Raw genomic sequence first — 23,707 nt, 5'->3', positions numbered from 1 at the left:
CCGCCCCTGACCCACCCCCACCCCACCCCACTCCCTCCCCTCCCCCACCACCCCACCCCCTCCCCACGCCCGCTGATTCACGGAAAGAGTGGTCATCGCACGCGGAATGACCACTCTTTCCGTGAATCAGCGCGGATCGTGCGGGTGGGTGGGGGTGGGGGTGGGGGTGGGGGGTGGGTGGGGGTGCGTCAGGCGGAGGCGCGGTGGATCAGCTCGGTGTTCAGGAGGACGTGCGGGGAGGGGACGTCGTCGCCGCGGATGCGGGAGACCAGGAGGCGGGCCATCTGCCGGCCCATCTCCTCCACCGGCTGGAACACCGTGGTCAGCGGCGGCTCGGCCTGACGGGCGATCGGGGCGTCGTCGAAGCCGATCACCGCCACGTCCTCGGGCACCCGGCGACCCGCCTCCCGCAGCGCGCGCAACGCGCCGAAGGCCATCAGGTCGGAGGCGACGAAGACGGCGTCCAGATCCGGGCAGGAGTCCAGCAGCCGACGCATGGCGGCCGTGCCGCTGCCCTCGCTGAAGTCCCCGTACGCGATCAGGCCGTTCTCGACCACGCCCCCGGCGGCGCGCACCGCCTCCCGGTAGCCGGAGAGCCGGGCCAGGCCGGCGCCCATGTCCTGCGGGCCGGCGATGGTGGCGACCCGCCGCCGCCCCCGGGCGAACAAGTGCTCCACCGCCTGCCGGGCGCCGCCGACGTTGTCCACGTCGACGAACCACGCCGGCTGGGCGTTCGGGTGCAGCATCCGGGCCGGCCGGCCGCCGAGCACCGCCGGCAGGCCGCGCTCCTCCAGCAGCGTGGGCAGTGGGTCCGAGTCGTGCAGGGACAGCAGCAGTACGCCGTCCACGTGCTGGTTGGTCAGGTGGTGCTCGACCCGTTCCCGCTCGATCGGCGACTGCACCATCGCCAGCCAGAGCTGCATCGGCGTCTCCACCAGCCCGGAGCTGACGCCCCGGACGATCGCGGCGAAGAACGGCTCGGTGAAGACGCGCTCCCCCGACTCGGAGACCACCAGGGCCACCGAGTCGGTCCGCTGGGTGACCAGCGCCCGGGCGGCCCGGTTCGGCACGTAGCCCAGCTCGGCGATGGCCTGCTGGACGGCCGCCCGGGCCTCCGGACTGACCTGCGGCGAGCCGTTGACCACGCGGGAGACCGTGCCGCGCCCGACGCCGGCGCGGGCCGCGACCGCGTCGAGGGTCGGGCGCCCGAGCGAGCGGGTGCGCTGCGTTGTCATCGTCTTGTGCTCCTCCGACGGTCGGGCGGGCCCGGCACCGGTTGAGGCCCCGGCGCCGGGCACCACCCGTAACTGGCTGGCCCAGCTTATTGTGCGGCCAGGCCGTTGCGTCGGATCACGTCGGCGTACCACCTGGCGCTGGACTTCGCGATCCGGGCCTGGCTGTCGTAGTCGACATAGACCATGCCGAACCGCTTCGTGTAGCCCCAGGCCCACTCGAAGTTGTCCATCAGTGACCAGGCGAAGTAGCCCTTCAGCGGCACCCCGGCCTCGATCGCGGCGTGCGCCGCGCGCAGGTGCGCGGCGAAGTAGGCCAGCCGGTCCGGGTCGTCGACCCGCCCGTCGGCCAGCGTGTCGACGAACGCCGAGCCGTTCTCGGTGACGTAGAGCGGCAGGTCGGTGTACTCCCGGTGGACCCGCTCCAGCGTCTCGGTCAGGCCCGGGGCGTCGATCTCCCAGTCCATGTCGGTCACCGGCACGCCCCGGGTGACGAACCGGACGTCCTCGCTGCCCGGCCAGCAGGACGGCGCCCGCCAGTAGGGCTCCGGCTCCCCGCCCTCGACCGGCGCGGCGACCACGTGCCGGCTGTAGTAGTTGACCCCGACCATGTCCAACGGCGTGGAGATGGTGGCCAGGTCGCCGTCGCGGACGTGCCCGAAGTCGGTGACGCTCCGCAGGTCGGCGACCAGATCGGCCGGGTACGCGCCGCGCAGCACCGGGTCCAGGAAGAAGCGGTTGGCCAGCGCGTCGATGCGGCGGGCCGCGTCGGCGTCCGCCGCCGACCCGGTGGCCGGGGTGACCGGGTAGAGGTTCACCGTGATGCCGAGCTCCGCCTGCGGGCGGGACGCCCGCACCGCCTGCACGGCCAGGCCGTGCCCGAGCATCAGGTGGTGCCCGGCCCGGACCGCGTCCGCGCCGTTCGACCGGCCCGGCGCGTGCACGCCGGAGCCGTAGCCGAGGAACGCCGAGCACCACGGCTCGTTCAGCGTGGTGAAGTACTTCACCCGGTCGCCGAGCGCGTCGGCGACCAGCGCCGAGTATTCCGCGAACCGGCCGGCGGTGTCCCGGGCCGGCCAGCCGCCGGCGTCCTCCAGCGGCTGGGGCAGGTCCCAGTGGTAGAGCGTCACCCACGGCTCGATGCCGTGCCCGAGCAGCTCGTCGACCAGGCGGTGGTAGAAGTCCATCCCCTCCTGGTTGACCCCGCCGGCGCCGCCCGGCTGGACCCGGGGCCAGGAGACGGAGAAGCGGTAGGACCGCAGTCCCAGGTCGGCCATCAGCCGCACGTCGTCCGACATCCGGTGGTAGTGGTCACAGGCCACGTCGCCGGTGTGCCCGGCCACCGTCCGACCCTCGGTGTGGCTGAAGGTGTCCCAGATCGACGGCGTACGGCCGCCCTCCGCCGCGGCGCCCTCGATCTGGTACGCGGCGGTCGCCGCGCCCCAGAGGAAGCCGGGCGGGAAGGTGACGGCCGGGCCCTCGTCGAGAACGCCGACGGCGGGCGGGCTGGCTGGGTTGCTCACGACTTGACGGCGCCTTCCATGATGCCGCCGATGATCTGGCGGCCGAACAGAACGAACACGATGAACAGGGGCAGGGTCGCGATCAACGTACCGGCGAAGATCTGCGAGTTGTCGGCGAAGTAGGCGGTGTTGAGGCTACGGAGCGAGATCTGGACGGTGGGGTTGGACGGGTCGGCCAGCACCACGAACGGCCAGAAGAACTGGTTCCACTGCTCCATGAAGGTGAGCAGGCCGAGCACCGCGGCGGCGGGCCGCAGGGCGGGCATCACCACGTGCCAGTACACCCGCCAGGTCGAACAGCCGTCCACCCGGGCGGCCTCGATCAGCTCGTTCGGGACCGCCTGCTCGGCGTACTGGCGCATCATGAAGATCCCGAAGCCGCCGATGAGGAAGGGCACGGTGACCGACGGCATGGTGTTCAGCCAGTCGAGCTTCGCCATCAGGATGTAGAGCGGGAGCACACCGAGCTGGATCGGCACCATCATCGAGGCGAGGATGATCAGCAGCAGCGCGTTCTTGCCCCGGAAGCGGAGCTTGGCGAACGCGAAGCCGGCCAGCGAGCCGAAGAACACCGTGGCGATGGTGATCGTCCCGGAGACCAGGAACGAGTTCATCAGGCCCTTGACGACGTTGGCGTCGCCGTTGGCCAGCACCCGCTCGATGTTCTCGCCGAGCTTGCCGCCGGGCAGGAACGGCGGCGGCCAGGAGTTGGCCGCGTCGTTGGTCCGCGAGGCGATGACGATCATCCAGTAGAACGGGAACAGCGACAGGAACACGCCGAGGACCAGCCCGAACCAGGTGAGCGGACTGGCTTTGAAGAGCCGCTCGGCCTGGTGGGTGGCCTTGACCTTGGCGGGCGCGGGCGGCCGGGTGGGCGGACGGAGTGTGGTGGTCGTCATCTCGTCACCTTCACTTGTCGGAGCTGATGCGACGGGCCAGCAGGTAGTTGACCGTCGACATCAGTGCGATGAGCACGAAGAGCACGAGCGCGACCGCCCCGGCGTAACCCCACCGGAAGCGCTGGTTCATCACGTCGAGCAGGTACATCGTGATGGTCTGGAACTGGCCCTCGGAGCCGCCGGAGAGGCCGCCGGAGCCGCTGGTGAACAGCAGCGGCTCGGTGAAGAGCTGGAGCCCGCCGATGGTCGAGATGATCAGCGTGAAGATGATCGTGGGGCGCAGCTGCGGGACCGTGATCGACCAGAACTGGCGGCGCCGGGACGCCCCGTCGAGCGCGGCGGCCTCGTACATGTCCTTGCTGATCGACTGCATGGCGGCCAGGTAGATCAGCGCGTTGTAACCGACCCACCGCCAGTCGACCATGGTGGAGATGGCGAACCAGGAGGCGAAGCGGTTCGCCCGCCAGTCGATCGGGTCCAGGCCGACGGCGTCGAGCAGCCAGTTGATCAGGCCGAAGTCCTTGGCGTAGATCATCGAGAAGATCAGCGCGACCACCGCGGTCGAGGTGATGATCGGCATCGCGATGGCCATCCGGAAGAAGGTCTGCGCGCGCAGCTTCCGGTTCAGCGCGTTGGCCAGCATAAGCGCCAGCATCAGCTGGGGCACGGTGGAGAGCACGAACATGCCGAACGTGTTCACCACCGCGTTCCAGAACTGCGGGTCGTCGGTGAGCAGTTCGACGAAGTTGTCCAGCCCGACGAAGGAGATCGTCGCGTTGAGCGGGGACCGGTCGGTCAACGCGATCCAGACCGTGTACACGATCGGGTACGCGCTGAACACGGCGAAGAGCAGGAAGAACGGCAGGACGTACAGGTAGGGCGAGTACTTCAGGTCCAGCTTGGTGGCCGAGCTGGCGCGGCGGTGCGAGGTGCGGGCGCGCGGCGGGCGGGGCTCGGGCGGCGCCGTGGCGTGCAGGTCGAGGCTCATCAGGAGTCCTTCTCCTCGGCCGGCGTCGCCCGCCTCACGGGCGGCGCCGGGCTCTGCGGGCACCGCGGGTGGCGCCGGCAGCACGGGGCTGCCGACGCCACCCGCGAGCGGCTCAGCCGGATCACTTACCGGCGGCCGCACCGTTCTTCAAGGCCGCCTGCCACTGCTCGTCGGCGGACTTGCCCTGCTCCACGGCGCGCAGCGTGTTCTCCACGGCGGTGCGGACCGCGTTGTTCTTCGGGCCGAGGTAGACCGGCTTCAGGTCGGTGGCGCCGGCGGCGAAGATCTTGCCGACCGGGGCCTTGCTGAAGTAGTCGTTGGTCGAGTCGGCCACGGCCGGGTCGGTGAGCGCCTGCGGGTTCGACGGCAGGTTGCCGACCGCCTTGTACGCGCCGATCTGACCCTTGGCGCTGGTCAGGAACTTGGCCAGCTCCGCGGCCTCCTTCTGGTGCTTGCTCGACTTCGGCACGCCGAGGAAGGAGCCGCCCCAGTTGCCGCCCGCGCCGGGGGCCTTGGCGATGTCCCACTTGCCGGCCGCCGCGTCGCCGGCCTGGCCCTTGATCACACCGGTCATCCACGCCGGGCAGGCGATGGTGGCGAAGGTGCCGTTCTTGAAACCGGCGTTCCACTCGTTGGAGAAGGACTGCAGGTTGTTCGACAGCCCGGCGGCGATCATCTTGGTGGTGAGCTGGTACGCGGCCTGCACGTCCGGGTTCTGGTCGATGACCAGCTTGTTGCTCTTGTCGTAGTACGTGTAGCCGGTGCCCTGGCCCGCGATCTGCATCAGCACCACGTTGTAGAAGTTGGTCGCCGAGTCGACGAACTTGTGCTTCTTGTCGGCGGCGGCGAACTTCTGGCCGGCCTCGATGAACTTGTCCCAGGTGGGCCAGAGCGCGCCGACCTGCTCGCGGTCGGTGGGCAGGCCGGCGGCCTTGAACAGGTCGCTGCGGTAGCACAGCGCCATCGAGCCGACGTCGGTGCCGAGGCCCAGCACCTTGCCGTCGGGGGTGGTGCCCTGCTCCCACTTCCACGGCAGGAAGTTGCCCTTGAGGTCGTTCGCGCCGTGGTCGGCCAGGTTCACGAACTTGTCGGCCTGCGCGTAGAACTGGACGATCGTGCCCTCTTCGAGGGCCACCACGTCACCGGCGCCCGAGCCGGCGGTGATCTGCTGGGTCAGGCGGGTGTTGTAGTCGCCGAGCCCGAGGCCCTTGCCGCGCTCCTGGATCTTGACGTTGGTGTGCTCGGCTTCGTACTGCTTGTACAGGTCTTCGTAGCCGAAGCCCTGGTCGCCGAAGACGTCGACGACCAGGGTGACCGGGCCGCCGCTGTCCCCGCCGCCGGACGAGTCGTCGTCGTTGCCGCAGGCCGTGGCGCCGGCAAGCACCATGGCGGACGCGAGTGCGATGGCCGCGAAGCGCCGACGGTGAATCGGGACGCTCATCTTCAGACCCCTCTTTTCGGTGGTGAGGCGAGATATCTGTGGTGGGGGGTTGCGTTTGGCGCTGGGCCGGAGCGGGCAGGAAAGAGATTCACACCACTGCCGGGAGCGCTCCCATGAGATTGCCGGCAGGTAACAGGGGTGTCAATAGGCCGCTGGGAGCGTTCCCATTTCGTTACCGCGTGCGCTCCGCCGTCCCGGCGCGGCATAGGCTGCCAGCATGATCTGCCGAGCCTGCCGGGAGCGGCGGCACCGCGACTGCCGTGGCCGGACGTGGTGCGACTGCCAACACCGCGCACCCGGGCCCACGCCGCCGGTCACCGGGCCGGCCGGCGAATGAGCGGCGGCACCCCGATCGCACGGGTCTGGCCCGCACCCGGCACCGGTCCGCTCACCGACCCGCAGCTCACCGCGCTCTACGACCGGGCGACGCAGCCGCACCTGCGGGTCAACTTCGTCGCCAGCGCGGACGGCGCGGTCACCCTGGACGACTATTCCGCCGGGCTCTCCGGCGAGCCGGACAAGCGCGTCTTCGGGCTGCTGCGGATGCTCTGCGACGGCCTGCTGGTGGCCGCCGGCACGCTGCGGCACGAGGGCTACGGCGCGGTCCGGCTGAGCGCCGACCGCCGCGCCTGGCGCCGCGAGCGGGGTCTGGCCGAGTTCCCGACGCTGGTGGTGGTCTCCGGCTCGCTCGACCTCGACCCGGCGCAGGGCTGCTTCGCCGACGCCCCGGTCCGGCCGCTGGTGCTCACCCGCTCCGGCGCCGTGCCACCGACCGGGCTCACCGAGGTCGCCGACCTGATCCGCTGCGGCACCGACCACGTCGACCTGACCGCCGGGCTGGCCGAGCTGCGCCGACGCGGGCTGGGCCAGGTGCTCTGCGAGGGCGGCCCGCACCTGTTCGGCGCGCTCACCGCCGCCGACCTGGTCGACGAGCTGTGCCTCACCGTGGCGCCACTGCTCGCCGGCGCCGGCCCCGGCCGGATCACCGCCGGACCCGGCAGCACCGCACGCCACCTGCCACTGCGGCACGTACTGGCCGCCGCCGACGGCGTGCTGATGCTGCGCTACGCCCGCGACCCGGCCGACCCGCCGCCCACCTGAGCCACCCCACCCCACCCCCGCCCCCCGCCCCGCGCGCCCACCCCCACCCCCGCCGACTGCGCGCTGATTCACGGAAAGAGTCCTTATCTCGCCCGGGACAGGCCCGCTTTCCGTGAATCAGCGCGCAGTCGGCCGGCCCGAGGGGCGCCTCGGGAGCGGAATCGCACGTACCGTGTTCGCCCCGATCCGCCCGGCGACCGGCCGGCGTGGCGTCCGACGCGTCGCGTGGCAACCTGTCGCATCCCTCGGGCAGGATGCAGGACGTGCGCCGCCAATCCGACGACCAGCCGACCGGAGACCGCCGATGACCGACGACCAGTTCGACGGCCCCGGCGAGGGGGTCGGCCGGGTGCTCGGCACCGCCGACGCCACTCCGCTCACCTTCTGGACGGCCGTCGCCCCGGGGAGCTACCTGCAACTCGACGACGTGGTGGTGACCCGACGCGAGCTGCCCGACCGGGAGCCGGTGACCATCGCCGGCGTGGTGACCCAGGTGCGCGCCCGGCACGAGGGGGCGCAGTTCGACTCCGACGTCTTCGCCATCGCCGACGGCACGCTGCCGGCGCAGGTGCAGGAGGCCGCCGAGATCACCACCACCCGGGTCGATCCGGAGTTCTACGTCCCGCCCACGCCGGGCGCGGTGGTGCACCGGGCCGAGGGTGACGCCCGGGCCCGGGCGCTGCACTTCGACCGGATGGAGCGGCGGATCCCGATGGGGATGGGCCGCGACGGCGTGCCGGTCTACCTCAACGCCGACTTCCTCGACGGCACCCGGGGCGCGCACGTCTCCATCTCCGGCATCTCCGGCGTCGCCACCAAGACCAGCTTCGCCACCTTCCTGCTCTACTCGGTGTTCCGCTCCGGCGTGCTCGGCGGCGACGCGGTCAACGCCAAGGCGCTGATCTTCAACGTCAAGGGCGAGGACCTGCTCTTCCTCGACCACCCGAACACCCGGCTGGACGACCCGACCCGGGCGGCGTACGCGAAGCTCGGTCTGGACGCCGGCGCGTTCCCCGACGTGCGGGTGTACGCCCCGCCCCGGGTCGGTGACTCCTCCGGCACGCCGGACGTGAGCAGCCGGCTCACCGGCGTGGACAGCTTCTACTGGACGCTGAGCGAGTTCTGCGCCGACCGGCTGCTGCCCTACGTGTTCGCCGACGCCGACGACGAGCGCCAGCAATACACCATGGTGGTCCACTCGGTCGCCGCCCACCTGGCCCGGTACGCCCAGCCCGCCGACGGCGGGGTGAGCATCGACGGGGTCCGCCTCGGCTCCTACGCCGACCTGGTCGACCACGTGGTCGAGCAGCTCAACGACGACGAGACCCGGGGCGACTGGGCCGGCAGCGCGGTCGGCCTGGGCACTGTCAACGCGTTCGCCCGCCGGCTCATCGGCAGCAAGAAGGACCTGGGCCGGCTGATCCGCGGTGACCTGGCCACCCGCCGCCCGCACTCGATCAACACCGCGGAGAGCGCCCAGGTCACCGTGGTCGACCTGCACAACCTGCCGGACCGCGCGCAGCGCTTCGTGGTCGGCGTGACGCTCAAGAGCGAGTTCGAGCGCAAGGAGAAGGCCGGCACCGCCAAGCCGTTGCTCTTCGTCGTGCTCGACGAGTTGAACAAGTACGCGCCCCGCGAGGGCTCCTCCCCGATCAAGGAGGTGCTGCTCGACATCGCCGAGCGGGGTCGCTCACTGGGGGTGATCCTGGTCGGCGCGCAGCAGACCGCGAGCGAGGTGGAGCGGCGGATCGTCACCAACTCGGCGATCCGGGTGGTCGGCCGGCTCGACCCGGCCGAGGCGTCCCGCCCGGAGTACGGCTTCCTGCCGCCCGCCCAACGCCAGCGGGCGCTGCTGGCCAAGCCCGGCACCATGTTCGTCAACCAGCCGGACATTCCGGTGCCGCTCTGCCTGGAGTTCCCGTTCCCGGCGTGGGCCACCCGGGTCTCCGAGGCGGGCCGCGCCCCGTCGGAGACGCTACGGTCGATCACGCAGGCCGCCGACCCGTTCGCGGTGGTCGGCTCCGGCACCTCCGACGACGACATCCCGTTCTAGGCGGCGACCCACCATGAAGATCCTGCACACCTCCGACTGGCACGTCGGCAAGGTCCTCAAGGGGCAGTCCCGGGCCGAGGAGCACACGCAGGTCCTCGCCCAGGTGATCGACATCGCCCGCGAGGAGCGGCCCGACCTGGTGATCGTCGCCGGTGACCTCTACGACACCGCCGCGCCGACGCCGGAGGCGACCCGGCTGGTCACCCGCGCGCTGACCGCGTTGCGCCGCACCGGCGCCGACGTGCTGGCGATCGGCGGCAACCACGACAACGGCGCGGCGCTCGACGCGCTGCGCCCGTGGGCCGACGCCGCCGGGATCACGCTGCGCGGCAGCGTGCGGGAGAATCCGGCCGAGCACGTCGTCGACGGGGTGACCCGCGACGGCGAGCGGTGGCGGGTGGCCGCGCTGCCGTTTTTGTCCCAGCGCTACGCGGTCCGCGCGGTGGAGATGTACGCGCTCACCCCGGCCGAGGCGAACCAGACCTACGCCGACCATCTCGGCCGGGTGCTCGACAAGCTGGCCGAGGGGTTCACCGAGCCGGACCGGGTGCACCTGGTCACCGCGCACCTCACCGTGGTCGGGGCGAGCACCGGCGGCGGCGAGCGGGACGCGCACACCGTGCTCGGCTACGCGGTGCCGGCGACCGTCTTCCCGGGCAACGCGCACTACGTGGCGCTGGGCCACCTGCACCGCTCCCAGCGGGTGATCGGCCCCTGCCCGATCCGCTACAGCGGCAGCCCGCTGGCGGTCGACTTCGGCGAGCAGGAGAACGTCGGCTCGGTGACGATCGTGGAGGTCACCGCCACCACCGCCGCCCGGATCCGGGAGGTGCCGGTGCCCGGCGCGGTGCCGCTGCGCACGGTGCGGGGCACCCTCGCGCAGCTCGCCGAGATCGAGCCGCCGGACGGCTGGCTGCGGGTCTTCGTCCGGGAGCAACCCCGGGCCGGGCTGCGCGAGGAGGTCCAGGAGCTGCTCCCCCGCGCGCTGGAGATCCGGATCGACCCGGAGCTGATGCCGACACCGGGCAGCGGCGCCCGCACCGCCCAGCGGGCCGGCCGCTCGCCGCGTGAGCTGTTCGCCGACTACCTGGGCAGCCGGGGTCACGCCGACGACGGCGTACGGGAACTCTTCGACGAGCTGCTCGAGGAGGTGGAGCACTGATGCGGCCGATGCGGCTGGACATGGCCGGCTTCACCGTGTTCCGCGAGGAGACCACCGTCGACTTCACCGACGCCGACTTCTTCGCGCTGGTCGGGCCGACCGGTTCGGGCAAGTCGACGGTGCTCGACGCGATCTGCTTCGCGCTCTACGGCACGGTGCCGCGCTGGGGCGGCACGCGTGGGCTGGCCAACGCGCTGGCCCCGTCGGCCGCCGAGGCGCGGGTCCGGCTGGTCTTCGAGTCCGCCGGCGACCGGTACGTCGCCACCCGGGTGGTCCGCCGCGACGGCCGGGGCACGGTGAAGACGGCCAACGCCGGGCTCCAGCTCATGCCACCCGGATTCGACGTGACCAAGCTGGACACCGGGCTCAGCCCGGAGGATCTGGGCGACGTGGTGGCCGGCACGCCGGCCGAGATGGAGCAGGCCGTGCTGGACGCGGTCGGGCTGCCGTACGAGCAGTTCACCTCGTGCGTGGTGCTGCCGCAGGGGCAGTTCGCCGACTTCCTGCACGCGAAGCCGGCCACCCGGCAGCAGATCCTGGTGAACCTGCTCGGGCTGGGCGTCTACGAGGACGTGCAGAAGAAGGCGGTCGAGCGCGCCGGGCAGGCCGAGGCGAAGCTGGAGACGGTCGATAAGGTGCTCGGCGGTCTCGCCGACGTGGACGACGCGCGGCTGGCCGACGCCCAGGGGCGGGTCGAGGCGGTGCGGGAGCTGGCCGGGGCGGTCGCGGCGGCCGTACCGGAGCTGGAACGGGCCCGGGCCACGGCCGGTGAGCGGGCCGCGGCGCTGGCCGCGCTCGACGCCGAGCTGGGCGTGCTGGCCGGGGTCCGGCCGCCGGACGGCACCGCCGAGCTGGCCCGCGCGGTGGCCGCGGCCCGGGTGGCCGTCGACGAGGCGACCGCGGCGGTCGGGCTGGCCGAGGAGCGCGAGGAGAAGCTGCGCGGCGAGCTGGCCGCGGCCGGCGACGAGAGCGCGGCGCGCCTGCTGCTGCGGGCGTACGCCGACCGGGAGCGGTTGACCGGCGAGGCGGCGACGGTCCGCGCGGCGGTCGACGCGGCGCGGACCGAGCACGACACCGCGGTCGCGGCGCTGGACGCGGCGCGGGCCGCCGCCGAGCGGGCCGAGGTCGAGCTGGAGGCGGCGTTCCGGGCGCACGACGAGGCGAAGGCCGCCGACCAGGCGGTGGCGCTGCGGGCGCACCTGGTCGACGGCGCGCCGTGCCCGGTGTGCGAGCAGGTGGTCCTCGCCGTGCCGGCGGTGCCGAAGGGTTCCGCGGTGAGCCGGGCGCTCGCGGCCGGCAAGGCGGCGCGGGCGGCCAGCGACGCCGCGAAGCGGGTGGTGGCCGAGCGCGACGCCGCCGCCCGTGACCTGGACCGGGTGCTGCTGCGCGTCCGGGCCGAGCAGGACGGGCTCGCCGCGCGGCTGGCCGAGCTGGACGGGCAGCTCGCGGACGCCGCCGCGCCGGAGGCGTTGCGCCGGTCGCTGGCCGAGCACGCCCGGCTCCGGACGGCGTTGGACGAGGCGGGTGGCGCGGTGCGGGCCGGCCGGGAGGCCGCCCGGCGGGCACGGGGCACGCTCGACGGCGCGCAGGACCGGCTGCGCCGGGCGTGGCGCGACTTCGACGCGGTGCGGGACGGGCTGGCCCGGTTCGGCCCCCCGGCCGCCGACCGGGACGACGTGGCGTCGGCCTGGACGGCGCTGGCCGGGTGGGCGGGCGAGCAGGCCGACCGGCGACGGGCCGACCGGGGCGGGTTGGCCGGGTCGGTGGACGCGGCCCGGCGGGCGGCGGCCGAGGTGTCCGACCGGATCGGCGCGTTGTTCACCGCCGCCGGGCTGGATGCGCCGGACGATCCGCTGCGCGACGCCGCGGTGGCGGTGGAGCGGGCCGAGGCGGAGTCGCGTCGGCTCACCGAGCGTCGCGAGCAGGCGACCGAGCTGCGGGAGCAGCGGGCCGGCCACGAGCGGCAGGCGCGGGTGGCCCGCGCGCTCGCGAGCCACCTGCGGGCCAACAACTTCGAGCGCTGGCTGCTCACCGAGGCGCTGGACCTGCTGGTCGACGGCGCGTCGCGGATCCTGCGGGAGCTGTCCGGCGGGCAGTACGACCTGGTGCACGACAAGGGTGAGTTCTTCGTGGTCGACCACCACGACGCCGGGCTGCGGCGCGGGGTGCGGACGCTGTCCGGCGGGGAGACGTTCCAGGCGTCGCTGGCGCTGGCGCTGGCGTTGTCGGAGCAGTTGGCGGGCATGTCGACGAGCGCGGCGAGCCTGGAGTCGATCGTGCTGGACGAGGGCTTCGGCACGCTGGACGCGGCCACGCTGGACACGGTCGCCGCCACGTTGGAGAACCTGGCCGCCCGGGGCGACCGGATGGTCGGGGTGGTCACCCACGTGCCGGCGCTGGCCGAGCGGATCCCGGTCCGCTTCGAGGTCCGCAAGGACGCCCGCACCGCCCGCATCGAGCGGACCGGCCTGTGAGCGGAGGCGCCCGGTTCTTCGTCGACTCGTGGGACCCGGCGTACGGGGCGTCGTTCGAGTCGGCCGGCGGGACCGGGCCGGCGACGCCGAGCAGCGCCCAGGTGGAGGCCGACGTCGAACTGCCGGTCACCGACTGGCGGGCGATCGATCCCCGTCCCGGGGTGCGGTCGCCGGACGTGGTGCTGCTCGTCGACGGCGTCCGGCGGATCGACGCCAGCGTCTGGACCGCCGAGGAGGACGGCGGCTCGTTCCCCGGCATCGCCGCCTCGTACGCGGCCGGGGTGGTCCGCTGCGACCTGGACCGGGGCGCCGCCGAACTGGCCGGCGCCCGGGTGGGCCGGGGGTTGTTCACCGCCAGCCCGTCGGCGCAGGAGGTGGTGGCCGGCTCGGTCCGCTATCCGGTGCACCGGGTCGGCGGCACCGGCGAGCTGAGCAAGCTGCCGGCCGCGGTGCAGGGCCCGCTGACCGCGCTGGAGGTGGCCGTCTCGGACGCGGTCCGCGCCGACGGTGACCTGCTGGTGGTGGACGGTCCGCTGCGCAGCCGCCGGAACCTCCCCCGCACCCTGGGTTACATCAAGACCCAGCACAGCCAGTATCTCGACGCCCGGCTGACCGCGGTGGTGACCGGGCTGGCGCCGGGCCAGCGCTGCCCGGTGTTCCGGCTGGGCACCGCGTGGGGCGGCTGGTCGTGGTATCTGCGACTGCCGGTGGCCGCCGGTGCGCCGTGGGCGGGCATCGTCCGGATGGAGTGCTCGGCCGAGCTGACCGTGCCGGAGGCGGTCGCGCTGGCCGACCTGTCCCTGGTCACGCTGCCCCGGTTCGCGTCCACCCCGTACAAGGACCCCCGGGCCCCGCAGAACCTGGTGCCGATCGCCGGGTTGGAGCGCAAGCTGCGCGGGATGCTCGGCGACGCGCGGCTGCTGCACCGGGTGCTCACCGCGGCGGCGCGTGGGATGCGGCGCTGATGGGCCGGCGACGGGACGCCGACCGGGTGGTGGCGGACGTCGACACCGGGCAGGCCGAGCTGGTGCCGGACCGGGACCGTCCCGGCTCGTGGACGCTGCTGCTGGACGGCGCCCCGCAGTCGCACGTGGACCTGACCGATCCGACGCACCTGGAGTTCGAGTACGTCCGGCGGCTGGCCGCCGCGATCGACCTGGTCGCGCCCGCCGGCGCGCCGTTGCGGGTGCTGCACCTGGGCGGCGGCGCGCTGACGCTGCCCCGGTACGTGCGGGCCACCCGGCCCGGTTCCACGCAGCGGGTGTCGGAGGTGGACGGCGCGCTGGTGGAGTTGGTCCGGCGGGAGCTGCCCTGGCCGGCCGATCCCCGGTTGCGGGTGCGGGTGGCCGACGCCCGCGCCACGCTGTCGTCCAGCCGGGACGGCGGGTACGACGTGATCGTCGCGGACGTCTTCGCCGGCGCCCGCACCCCGGCGCACCTGACCTCGGTGGAGTTCGCCGCCGAGGTGGCCCGGGTGCTGGCGCCGGACGGCTGCTACCTGGCGAACGTCGCCGACGGCCCGCCGCTGCGGCACGCCCGTGGGCAGGTCGCCACCGTGCGGACCGTGCTGCCCCGGGCCTGCCTGGTGGGCGACGCGGCGGTGCTACGCGGCCGGCGGTACGGCAACCTGGTGCTGGTGGCGTCCCGGGTGGAACCGCCGGTGCCGGAGCTTTCCCGGCGCGCGGCCGGCGACTGGTTCCCGGGCCGGGTGGTGGCCGGCGACGAGCTGGACCGGTTCGCCGGCGGCGTCCCGGTGGTCTCCGACGCGGACGCGGTGGACTCCACCCCGCCGCCACCGGGAATTTTTTCCGTCAAACGTTGATCCGTTCGGCGGGGCGCTGCGTATCACCGGGCGGCCATGCCCGTGGGGGGCCGGCTGATGTCATTGGACACCGGAGGTCTGCATGCATGCGGTGGCGGCCGGCTGGCACGGCGAGGTGGCGCGGCCCGAGTGGATGTTCGCCCGGGCGCAGCCACACTCCCGCGCGTCGCGTTCGGGTCGGGGGGTCGACGCCCGTCCCGCCGATCGCCAGAATGACCCGGTGCCGCCTCGACCCGCTCCCGGACGCCACCAGGCGACCTCCGCCGAGGCCAGCCACTCCGACCAGTTGATCCGGCTGCTCTACGCGGAGCACGCCGGCCCGCTGCTGATGTTCGTGATGCGACTGACCGGCGGGGACCGGCAGCGCGCCGAGGACATCGTGCAGGAGACGCTGCTGCGGGCCTGGCGCAACGCGCACCGCCTCGGCGTGCAGGGTGGTCAGGGCTCGCTGCGGCCCTGGCTGGTCACGGTGGCCCGGCGGATCGCCATCGACGAGCACCGCAGCGAACAGGCCCGCCCGGCGGAGACGTACGACCGGGACCTGACCGCGTTCGCCGAGTCGGACAGCACCGACCGGGTGCTGCGCACGATGACCGTGGCGGACGCGCTGCGTACGCTCAGCCAGTCGCACCGGGAGATCCTGGTGGCGACGTACTTCCGGGGTCGGACGGTGCCGGAGGCGGCGGAGGAGCTGGGCCTGCCGCTGGGCACCGCGAAGTCCCGGGTCTACTACGCGCTGCGCGCGCTGCGCACGGCTCTGCAGGAGAGGGGGGTGACGGAATGAGCCGGGCCGACCACATGGACGTCGCCGCGTACGCGCTGGGCGTGCTGGATCCGCAGGACATGGAACGGTTCGAGGAGCACCTGGCCACCTGCTGGGCGTGCGCGGCCGAGCTGGAGACGATGGTCCCGGTGGTGGGGCTGCTCTCCGGCATCGACGGCGAGGCGATGGCCGCGTTGGAGCAGACCCACACCGATCCGGCGCTGCTGGACCGGACGCTGGTGGCGGTACGACGGGACCGGCGGCGTACCCGGGTCCGGCAGTTGCTGGCCACCGCGGCGGCCGTGGTGGTGTTCGGCGGCCTGAGCGGCGTCGCGGCCGGGTTCCTCGGCGACGACCCGCCGCAGACGCCGCAGGCCGGGCCGACGCAGAGCGTGCCGACCGCGGCGCCGAGCAGCGAGCCGACCGATCCGAACCGGCCGGGCGTCGGCGGCGAGAAGGACATCGAGGGCGACGAGCACAACGCCACCGATCCGGGCACCGGCGTGACGACCACGATGTGGCTGGCGAAGAAGGAGTACGGCACGCAGATCGCCGTGCAGCTCAGCCGGCTGCCCGGACCGCGCACCTGCCGGCTGGTGGTGACCCGCAAGAACGCCACGAGCGAGGTGGTGGGCACCTGGTCGGTGCCGGGCGGCGGCTACGGCACCAACCAGAACCCGCTCGCGCTGGAGCTGAGCGCGTCGACCTCGGCGCCACTTGCCGACATCGAGAAGGTCCAGGTGCAGTCCGTGGACGTCAACGGCGTGGCGAGCCCGTTGGTGACCGTCTCCGACCTCTGAACCCCACCGCGCCGACGGCGCCGGACGGCCACTGCCGTCCGGCGCCGTCGTGTCGTTTCCGAACCGTTCCGCCCCGTCGTGGTGGCGCACGGGCCGCGGTCCGGATCGGTTCAATCCGTCCACTGTGAAATGGCCCACCCTTTTGACTTCAACCTTGACAGCACCGTGGCCCGTACTACCCGGCGAACTGCCAAGAACGAGGAGGGCACGTGGCACACCACATGCGGACGACCGTCATCGTCGCGAGCGCGATGGTCGCACTTACGGCCTGCGCCCCCGCAGGCTACGACGGGGCGAACTCGAGCGCGGCGGAGCCGGTCGCCGTCGCCGCGGCCGAACCCACCGCGGCGGCCGAGCCGGAGGCGTCGGCCCCCCCGGAGACGCCCGCCGCCGACCAGGCGCCCCCGTCGGACGTGAAACTCACCGACGAGCTGGTCGGCAAGAAGCTGCCCCGGATGGGCAAGGTCGTCACCGACCAGGACGGCTGGGTGCTGTACCGGTTCGACAAGGACTCGTCGAACCCGGCGCAGTCCAACTGCGTGGACAAGTGCGCCGAGGTCTGGCCGCCGGCGCTGACCGACGGCAACCCGCAGCTCCAGGGCGTCTCCGACGACAAGGTCGGCACCGTCACCCGCCAGGACGGCACCCGGCAGATCACCATCGGGGACTGGCCGGTCTACCGCTACATCGGGGACAAGAAGCCGGGCCAGTGGAAGGGCCAGGGCGTCGGCGGCACCTGGTTCGTCGTGGACCCGAACGGCAAGAAGAACCTGACCTGCCTGCCGACCGGCACCCCGAAGCCGGTCGCCCCGCCGGCGTCGGGCGGCTCCGGCGACTCGGGCGGCGGCTCGGACTACTCGTACTGACCGCACCGGACACGGTGACCGGCCGCCGCCGGGGAGGGCGCGGCCGGTCACCGTCGTGGACCCGGGAGGCGGGGCGTACCGGCATCGCCCCGCCTCCCGGCACCGACCCACCGCCTCGCGCCCGAGGGTGCCCGGCGGTGTCCGTCGTCACGGCGGAGCCGCGTGGCAGAGTGGCGGGGTGACCTCGCCCGCCGCCCGCCGTCCGCTGCGCCCCCCGGCCGGCTACCGGCTGGCCGCCTCGGTGCGGGCGTTGACCTTCAGCCCGTACGACCCGTGCGCGCGGATCGCCGCCGGCACCTTCTGGTGGGCCACCCGCACCCCGGACGGTCCGGCCACGCTGGCGCTGCGCCCCGAGGCCGGCGAGCTGGTCGCCGAGGGGTACGGCCCGGGCGCGGCGTGGGTGGTCGACCGCGCCGACCGGGTGGCCGGGCTGGCCGACGACCTGACCGGCTTCGCCGCGCTGGCCGCCACGCACCCGCTGGTGGCCCGGCTGGCCCACCAGCACCACGGGTTGCGGATGCCGGCCACCGGCCAGGTGTTCCCCCGGCTGCTGCGGGCCGTCTTCGAGCAGAAGGTCACCGGCAAGGAGGCGTACCGGGCGTACGCGGCGACCGTGCGGCACTTCCGCGAGCCGGCGCCGGGGCCGCTGCAACCGCTGCTGCTGCCGCCGACGCCGGACGCGGTGGCCGCCACGCCGTACTGGGTGTTCCACCCGTTCGGGGTGGAGCAGCGGCGGGCCGACACGCTGCGCCGCGCCGCCGCCGTCGCGGACCGGCTGGAACGCTGCGCGGACGCCGCGGAGGCGACCCGCCGGCTCACCGCGATCCCCGGCATCGGGCCGTGGACCGCCGCCGAGGTGGTCCGGATCGCGTACGGGGACCCGGACGCGGTGAGCGTCGGCGACTACCACGTGCCGAACACGGTGGCCTGGGCGCTGGCCGGCGAGCCGCGCGGCGACGACGCCCGGATGCTGGCACTGCTGGAGCCGTTCCGGGGCCACCGGGGGCGGGTGTGCGTGCTGCTGGAGGCCGCCGGCGTGCAGGCGCCGAAGTACGGCCCGCGCGCCCCGATCCGCTCGTTCGCCCGTTACTGAGCGGCGATCACCGCCCGGCGCAGAGCCGACGCAGCGTCCGGCCCAGCCACCACGCGTACCCGAGCTGGAAGCCCCGGGTGACCGGCCCGGCGGCACGCACGTACCAGTGGGCCGGTCGGCTGAACGCGGTCACCTCGAACCAGGTCCCGTCCGCGTCGCGGGTGACCAGGAACGCCTCCTCGCCGATCTCCGGGTGCCCGGGCAGCGTGCCGTAGCCGAAGCCGGCCCGGTCCGGCTCGTCCACGGCCCAGACCACCTCGGTCGGCCCCCAGATCCGCGCCGGCCCGACGCCCAGCCCCGGCGTGACCCGCACCCCGGGCGCGGCGCGCGGCGCGTCGGCGCGCATCACCACGCCGGCGGCGCGGTGCAGCCGCCAGCCGAGCACCGCGTCCGCCGCGACCGGAAACGCGCCGTCCGGCAGCCGGACCCGGTGGCGCAGGTGGTGGTAGCCGGCCGGCCGGCCACCGTCGCGGGTCGCGCCCACCTCGGGGTACGTCAACTCGGGCACGTCGGCCACCTCCTCGCGCGGGGACACCAGCCAGGGTACGACCGCCCGGGGCGGATGTGGTGAGCTGACCCGGTGACCGACGACGTGACCATCGCCCCCGCCGTCGTCGCGGACGCCGGTGAGATCCTCACCGTGCAGCGTGCCGCGTACCTGGTGGAGGCGCAGCGGTACCGGGACGTGTTCCTGCCCCCGCTGACCGAGACGCTGGACGAGGTCCGGGCGGCGCTGGCCGGCCCGGTCGTGGTGCTCGCCGCCCGGCGCGGAACCCGCCTGGTCGGCTCGGTGCGGGCCCGCCTCGACGGCGACACCGCCCACGTCGGCCGCCTGGCGGTCGCCCCGGACCAGCAGGGACGCGGCATCGGCGGGCGGCTGCTGGCCGCGGTGGAGCACGCCTGCGCCGGCCGGGTGGCGCGGTTCAGTTTGTTCACCGGCGCGCAGAGCGCGGACAACCTGGGCCTGTACGCCCGGCGCGGCTACCGGGTGGTGGCGCACCGGCCGGACGAGAACGGCAACCGGTTGGCGTTCCTGGAGAAGGTCAGCGCCGGCTGAGTGCCTGTGCTCCGCGGCCGGCGCGGGGTCAGGCGGCCTCGTGGAGGTCGGCCAGGCCGACCGGCGCGTACCGCCGGAGCAGGCGCTCCAACTCGGCCACGGAGCCCACCTCGCCGACGACGTTCGCGCCGCCGCCGTGCGACGCCGGGTAGCGGTGCACGAGACGGTAGCGGTACCGCCCCCGGACCAGTTCCACACTGACCCGCCAGCGACCGCAGCATCCGCAGCTCCACTCCGGCACGCCGCGACGGTAGCTCTGACCTGCGGTTTCGCCATCCGGTCGCGGGTGACGAAGGGCTCGCGACGGGACACGCCGCACCCGGGGCGGCGGTGAGATGGCTCACGGGTGTCGGCGGGGTCTGGTTGACTGGTCGCCGTGGACCTGCCGATCAACCCGCCGGTCGAGCCGATGCTCGCCAAGAGCCTGGCCGAACTGCCCACCGATCCCGGCCTGACCTACGAGCCGAAGTGGGACGGCTTCCGCTGCATCGTCTTCCGCGACGGCGACGAGGTCGAGCTGGCCAGTCGCGGCGGCAAGTCGATGACCCGTTACTTCCCCGAGGTGGTCGAGCAGGCACGCCGCCAGCTCCCGCGCCGGTGCGCGATCGACGGCGAGCTGATCGTGATCCGGCGGGACGGTCCCGACGGGCAGCCGCGGCTCGACTTCGAGCTGCTGGCCCAGCGGATCCATCCGGCCAAGTCCCGGGTGACCATGCTGGCCGAGACCACGCCCGCCGACTTCGTCGCGTTCGACCTGCTGGCGCTCGACGACGAGCTGCTCACCGACCTGCCCTACCCGCAGCGCCGGGAGCGGCTGGAGCAGGCCCTGGCCGGGGTCCGGCCGCCGGTGCACGTGACGCAGGTGACCACCGACCCGGCCACCGCCCGGCGCTGGTTCGAGGTGTTCGAGGGCGCCGGCCTGGACGGGCTCATCATCAAGCCGGCCGACCTGCCGTACGAGCCGGGCAAGCGGTTGATGTTCAAGGTCAAGCACGCCCGCACCGCGGACGCGGTGGTGGCCGGTTTCCGCTGGCACAAGTCCGGCCCGGTGGTCGGCTCGCTGCTGCTGGGGCTCTACGACGACGACGGGGTGCTGCACCACATCGGCGTCAGCTCCTCGTTCACCATGGCCCGGCGCAAGGAGCTGCTCGACGAGCTGGAGCCCTACCGCGAGGTCGGCGACGAGCACCCGTGGGCGCACGGCGACCACGAACGGGGCCAGCGCATCCCGGGTGGGGTGAGCCGGTGGACCGGCGGCAAGAACCTGGAGTGGGAGCCGTTACGCCCCGAGCTGGTGGTCGAGGTCGCCTACGACGCGATGGAGGGCGACCGGCTGCGGCACACCGCCCGGTTCCTCCGCTGGCGTCCCGACCGGGATCCCCGCTCGTGCGGCTACGGCCAGCTCGACCGCCCGATCCGCTACGACGTCGACGAGGTGCTGCGCGGGGATCCGGCGGCGACGGTGAGCGACACCCGCGGCCGGGCGTAGCCTGGCGGTCGACCCGATCATGGAAGGCGCCCACGTGACCCGTCTGACCGACCGGCCCCGCCGGGTCCGGCCCGCGCTGGCCGCGTTCGTCGCGGCGCTGGTGCTCACCGCCGGTTGCACGCTGCCGGCGTTCGCGCCGCGCGCCGAGAGCGGGGGCGCGGTCGAGGCGGCCCCTCCCGGCAGCGCGCCCACCTGGCGGGCCTGCCCCGAGGTGCCGGGTGAGCTGGTCGGCCGGGGCGCGCCCGACATGCGCTACGAGTGCACCCGGATCGCGGTGCCCCGCAACTGGGGCGCCGGGGCAGCCACCGGCGCGACGGCGGGGCCGGGGACCGGCGAGACGTTCGAGATCGCGCTGATCCGGGCCCGGTCCACCAAGCAGCGCGACCGGATCGGTTCGCTGGTGGTCAATCCGGGCGGCCCCGGGGCGTCCGGTGTGGACACCGCCGTCTACCTCTCCTTCGGCCCGGCGTTCGGCGGGCTGCCGACGGCGGTCACCGAACGGTTCGACATCGTCGGCTTCGACCCGCGCGGGGTGGCCCGGTCCAGCCCGGTGAAGTGCATTCCGGACGCCGACCTGGACGCCAGTTTCGGTTACGACCCCGACCCGGAGAGCCAGGCGTCGTTCGACGGCTTCGTCGACCTCAACCGGCGCATCGGTCAGCGGTGCGGCGCGAAGTACGCCGACCAGCTCCCGCTCTACGGCACCGAGCAGGCGGCGCGGGACATGGACGCGGTGCGCGCGGCGGTCGGCGACGAGAAGTTGAGCTACCTCGGCTACTCCTACGGCACGCTGCTCGGCGCGACCTACGCCCAGCTCTACCCGCAGCGGGTGCGCGCGCTGGTGCTCGACGGGGCGGTCGACCCCCGGCAGCAGCTCGTCGCCGGCTCGGAGAGCCAGGCCAGGGGCTTCGAGCGGGCGTTCGACAACTTCTCCGCGTGGTGCGCGGCGAACGCCGGCCGCTGCCCGATCGCGCCGGACGCCCGCGGCGCGGTCACCGCCGCGATCGACAAGGCCAACGCCTCCCCGGTCCGTGGCGCGGGCGGCCGGGAGGCCACCGCCGGCTGGGTCTTCTACGCGGTGATCTCGTCGCTCTACACCGAGCAGGGCTGGCAGGAGCTGGCCCGCGCGATCGACGACCTCCAGGGCGGCGACCCGGCGGGCGTGTTCAAGCTCGCCGACGCGTACGCCGGTCGCGAGGACAACGGGCGCTACTCCAACCTGTTCGACGCCAACCTGGCGGTGAACTGCGCCGACGAGACCGAGAAGCCGACCCGGGAGCAGGTCCGGTCGTTGCAGTCGCAGTGGCGGCAGAAATATCCGCTGTTCGGCCCGGCGTTGGCGGTGGGGATGCTCGGCTGCGTGGAGTGGCCGGGCGCGCGGGACCCGTACCCGACCGGGCGGGCGGTCGGCGCGCCGCCGATCCTGGTGGTCGGCACCACCGGCGACCCGGCCACGCCGTACGAACAGACCGGGGCGCTGGCCTCGATGCTGGGCGTCGGCCGGGTGCTCACCTGGGAGGGCGAGGGGCACACCGCGTACCCGCAGACCGCGTGCGTGAACGCGGCCGTCGACGCGTACCTGATCTCGCTCACCGTCCCCCGGGAGGGGCTGCGCTGCCCCGCCCGGTGACGGTGCGGCGGCCGGTCAGCCGGCGGCCGGGGGCGTCCAGTCGACCGGCAGGTGCCCGATGCGGACCCGCTGCGGGTGGTCCCCGACTCCGACGCTTGCCACCTTCTGCCCGGTGGCGAAGTTGATGGCGGTGACCTGGTCGGCGCCGGATTCGGAGATCACGCAGTCCCGGCCGTCCCCGCTGACCGTGGCCCAGTACGGCTTGCTGGCCGGCACCAGCGTCCCCGGCAGCAGCGTGGCCCGGTCCACCACCGTCGCGTAGTCGTCCATGGTGCCGGCGACGCAGAGCCGCGAGCCGTCCGGGCTGACCGACAGCCCGTGGTGCCGGGAGTCGTTCACCCAGGTGGTGCGGTCGTCGCTGGTGGCCGGGTTCTTCGGCAGCGTGGCGACCCGGGTGACCCGGTCGGCGGCCACGTCGTACTCGACCAGGCCGTTGAAGAAGGACACCTGGAAGTAGAGCCGGCTGCCGTCCGGGGTGAACACCGCCGGGCGGACGGCGTCGGAGAGGTCGCGGCGGCCGGCGGCGTCCAGCCGCTCCCGCATGTCGATCACCTTGACCACCTGGTAGGTGGTGGCGTCGGCGACGGTGATCCGGCGATCGCCCTTGGTCCAGTCGAGCCAGGGCGCGTCCAGGGCGGTGTCGACCTCGCCGATGGACATGTTCCACAGTCGATTGTCGCGGGTGAAGATGTTCTCGTGCGGCTTGTCGCCGGCGCCGAACGAGCCGAGTTGCGCTCCGGTGCGGATGTCCAGCACGTGCACCGTGTTGGAGGTGGAGGCGGAGACCGCGACCCGGGTGCCGTCCGGCGACACGGCCATGTGGTCGGCGCGGTAGCCGGAGACCGGGAACCGCCAGCGGACCGCGCCGGTTGCCAGGTCGATCGAGACCACGTCGGCGAAGCTGGGCCGGGACGCGACGAGCGCGGCGCCGTCCGGCGTGGTGTACATGTCGTCGACGAACTGGTCGTGCCCCTCCCCCGGCCCCTGCCGGATGCCGAGGAAGTAGGCCAGCTTGATCGGGTTGAGGTAGATCTCGCGCAGCCGCGCCTCCCGGTCCGGGATCACGTTGATCCGGCCGAGCTTCGCGTAGTCGCCGCGGGAGCGGATGACGTCGGCGGTGCCGTCCCAGTTGTTGCCGACGAACATCACCTCCTGGAGCGCGACGGCCGCGGCGGCGGGCGTGGGCATGGCGGCCAGCGGCGTCGGCAGGGCCAGCGCGAGCGCGGCCAGCGCGGCGAGGCCCGCGCGACGGCGGGATCGGGACGGGCGGGGTGGCACGGGGGTCATGGACGCCTCCTGACGGCCGGTGGGACA

The 23,707-nt window shown here is 73.7% G+C and carries 21 protein-coding genes; 13 read left to right on the top strand and 8 right to left on the bottom strand.

The genetic code is table 11. The annotated features are described in order from the left end of the window. Positions 1-188 precede the first annotated feature (188 nt). The 5 genes from ACIA6B_RS23135 to ACIA6B_RS23115 form a co-directional block, all read right to left on the bottom strand. On the bottom strand, positions 189-1,235 hold the full coding sequence (locus ACIA6B_RS23135; RefSeq protein ID WP_396776191.1) for a LacI family DNA-binding transcriptional regulator: 1,047 nt from the start codon (positions 1,233-1,235) through the stop codon (positions 189-191). 86 nt (positions 1,236-1,321) lie between these two features. Continuing rightward, entirely contained in the window at positions 1,322-2,755 is a 1,434-nt protein-coding gene (locus ACIA6B_RS23130) for a GH1 family beta-glucosidase (RefSeq protein WP_396776189.1), read from the bottom strand. Beyond that, on the bottom strand, positions 2,752-3,654 hold the full coding sequence (locus tag ACIA6B_RS23125) for a carbohydrate ABC transporter permease (protein ID WP_396776187.1): 903 nt from the start codon (positions 3,652-3,654) through the stop codon (positions 2,752-2,754). The genes ACIA6B_RS23130 and ACIA6B_RS23125 overlap by 4 nt, the downstream gene beginning before the upstream one ends. Positions 3,655-3,664: 10 nt before the next feature. Then, the gene (locus tag ACIA6B_RS23120; protein ID WP_281935213.1) at positions 3,665-4,642 is read right to left on the bottom strand and encodes a carbohydrate ABC transporter permease; all 978 of its coding nucleotides are present in this window, start codon (positions 4,640-4,642) and stop codon (positions 3,665-3,667) included. A 121-nt stretch (positions 4,643-4,763) separates the two neighbouring features. Then, positions 4,764-6,083 carry an ABC transporter substrate-binding protein gene (locus tag ACIA6B_RS23115; RefSeq protein WP_396776185.1) on the bottom strand — a complete coding sequence of 440 codons (1,320 nt, stop codon included), beginning with the start codon at positions 6,081-6,083 and terminating at the stop codon, positions 4,764-4,766. Between the two features lie 333 nt (positions 6,084-6,416). Between ACIA6B_RS23115 and ACIA6B_RS23110 the strand changes: the two genes are divergently transcribed. The 10 genes from ACIA6B_RS23110 (at position 6,417) to ACIA6B_RS23065 (ending at position 18,217) form a co-directional block, all read left to right on the top strand. Next, the gene (locus ACIA6B_RS23110) at positions 6,417-7,184 is read left to right on the top strand and encodes a pyrimidine reductase family protein (RefSeq protein WP_396776249.1); all 768 of its coding nucleotides are present in this window, start codon (positions 6,417-6,419) and stop codon (positions 7,182-7,184) included. Positions 7,185-7,488: 304 nt separating this feature from the next. Continuing rightward, entirely contained in the window at positions 7,489-9,237 is a 1,749-nt protein-coding gene (locus tag ACIA6B_RS23105) for an ATP-binding protein (RefSeq protein WP_396776183.1), read from the top strand. Positions 9,238-9,250: 13 nt separating this feature from the next. Beyond that, entirely contained in the window at positions 9,251-10,399 is a 1,149-nt protein-coding gene (locus ACIA6B_RS23100; protein ID WP_396776182.1) for an exonuclease SbcCD subunit D, read from the top strand. Beyond that, positions 10,399-12,873 carry an AAA family ATPase gene (locus tag ACIA6B_RS23095; RefSeq protein ID WP_396776181.1) on the top strand — a complete coding sequence of 825 codons (2,475 nt, stop codon included), beginning with the start codon at positions 10,399-10,401 and terminating at the stop codon, positions 12,871-12,873. The genes ACIA6B_RS23100 and ACIA6B_RS23095 overlap by 1 nt, the downstream gene beginning before the upstream one ends. Beyond that, positions 12,870-13,838 (top strand): hypothetical protein, encoded by a 969-nt coding sequence (locus ACIA6B_RS23090; protein ID WP_396776179.1) that lies wholly within the window; start codon positions 12,870-12,872, stop codon positions 13,836-13,838. The genes ACIA6B_RS23095 and ACIA6B_RS23090 overlap by 4 nt, the downstream gene beginning before the upstream one ends. Then, entirely contained in the window at positions 13,838-14,695 is an 858-nt protein-coding gene (locus ACIA6B_RS23085) for a spermidine synthase (protein ID WP_396776177.1), read from the top strand. Before ACIA6B_RS23090 ends, ACIA6B_RS23085 begins: the two co-directional genes overlap by 1 nt. A gap of 82 nt (positions 14,696-14,777) precedes the next feature. After that, the gene (locus ACIA6B_RS23080; RefSeq protein WP_107162224.1) at positions 14,778-15,479 is read left to right on the top strand and encodes a sigma-70 family RNA polymerase sigma factor; all 702 of its coding nucleotides are present in this window, start codon (positions 14,778-14,780) and stop codon (positions 15,477-15,479) included. After that, positions 15,476-16,258, top strand: a complete 783-nt coding sequence (locus ACIA6B_RS23075) for an anti-sigma factor family protein (protein WP_396776175.1) — start codon at positions 15,476-15,478, stop codon at positions 16,256-16,258. The genes ACIA6B_RS23080 and ACIA6B_RS23075 overlap by 4 nt, the downstream gene beginning before the upstream one ends. 209 nt (positions 16,259-16,467) lie before the next feature. Then, a complete protein-coding gene (locus ACIA6B_RS23070; protein WP_396776173.1) occupies positions 16,468-17,124 on the top strand; it encodes a hypothetical protein in 657 nt (218 codons plus the stop codon). A 178-nt stretch (positions 17,125-17,302) separates the two neighbouring features. Next, the gene (locus ACIA6B_RS23065) at positions 17,303-18,217 is read left to right on the top strand and encodes a DNA-3-methyladenine glycosylase family protein (RefSeq protein ID WP_396776171.1); all 915 of its coding nucleotides are present in this window, start codon (positions 17,303-17,305) and stop codon (positions 18,215-18,217) included. 7 nt (positions 18,218-18,224) lie between these two features. Here the strand turns inward: ACIA6B_RS23065 and ACIA6B_RS23060 are convergent, their stop codons facing one another. Then, positions 18,225-18,752, bottom strand: a complete 528-nt coding sequence (locus ACIA6B_RS23060; protein ID WP_233220224.1) for a DUF1990 family protein — start codon at positions 18,750-18,752, stop codon at positions 18,225-18,227. A 45-nt stretch (positions 18,753-18,797) separates the two neighbouring features. Between ACIA6B_RS23060 and ACIA6B_RS23055 the strand changes: the two genes are divergently transcribed. Further along, positions 18,798-19,274, top strand: coding sequence for a GNAT family N-acetyltransferase (locus ACIA6B_RS23055; protein ID WP_396776169.1), 477 nt, complete (start codon positions 18,798-18,800; stop codon positions 19,272-19,274). A 28-nt stretch (positions 19,275-19,302) separates the two neighbouring features. On the opposite strand, the gene ACIA6B_RS23050 is transcribed toward ACIA6B_RS23055, so the two are convergent. Beyond that, on the bottom strand, positions 19,303-19,515 hold the full coding sequence (locus ACIA6B_RS23050; protein ID WP_396776168.1) for a hypothetical protein: 213 nt from the start codon (positions 19,513-19,515) through the stop codon (positions 19,303-19,305). A gap of 135 nt (positions 19,516-19,650) precedes the next feature. Between ACIA6B_RS23050 and ACIA6B_RS23045 the strand changes: the two genes are divergently transcribed. Together ACIA6B_RS23045 and ACIA6B_RS23040 are read left to right on the top strand one after the other, a co-directional pair. Beyond that, the gene (locus tag ACIA6B_RS23045) at positions 19,651-20,763 is read left to right on the top strand and encodes an ATP-dependent DNA ligase (RefSeq protein ID WP_396776166.1); all 1,113 of its coding nucleotides are present in this window, start codon (positions 19,651-19,653) and stop codon (positions 20,761-20,763) included. A 43-nt stretch (positions 20,764-20,806) separates the two neighbouring features. Beyond that, on the top strand, positions 20,807-22,393 hold the full coding sequence (locus ACIA6B_RS23040; protein ID WP_396776247.1) for an alpha/beta hydrolase: 1,587 nt from the start codon (positions 20,807-20,809) through the stop codon (positions 22,391-22,393). Positions 22,394-22,408: 15 nt separating this feature from the next. Here ACIA6B_RS23040 and ACIA6B_RS23035 read toward each other — a convergent pair whose 3' ends face one another. Next, positions 22,409-23,680: a YncE family protein gene (locus ACIA6B_RS23035; RefSeq protein WP_396776165.1), complete on the bottom strand. Its 1,272-nt coding sequence runs from the start codon at positions 23,678-23,680 to the stop codon at positions 22,409-22,411. Between the last annotated feature and the right edge of the window lie 27 nt (positions 23,681-23,707).

The sequence above is a fragment of the Micromonospora sp. NPDC051141 genome, assembly GCF_044455765.1.
GTDB lineage: Bacteria > Actinomycetota > Actinomycetes > Mycobacteriales > Micromonosporaceae > Micromonospora.
Note: the sequence above shows the minus strand (reverse complement) of the source record. Positions and strands in the feature narration are given on the sequence as shown.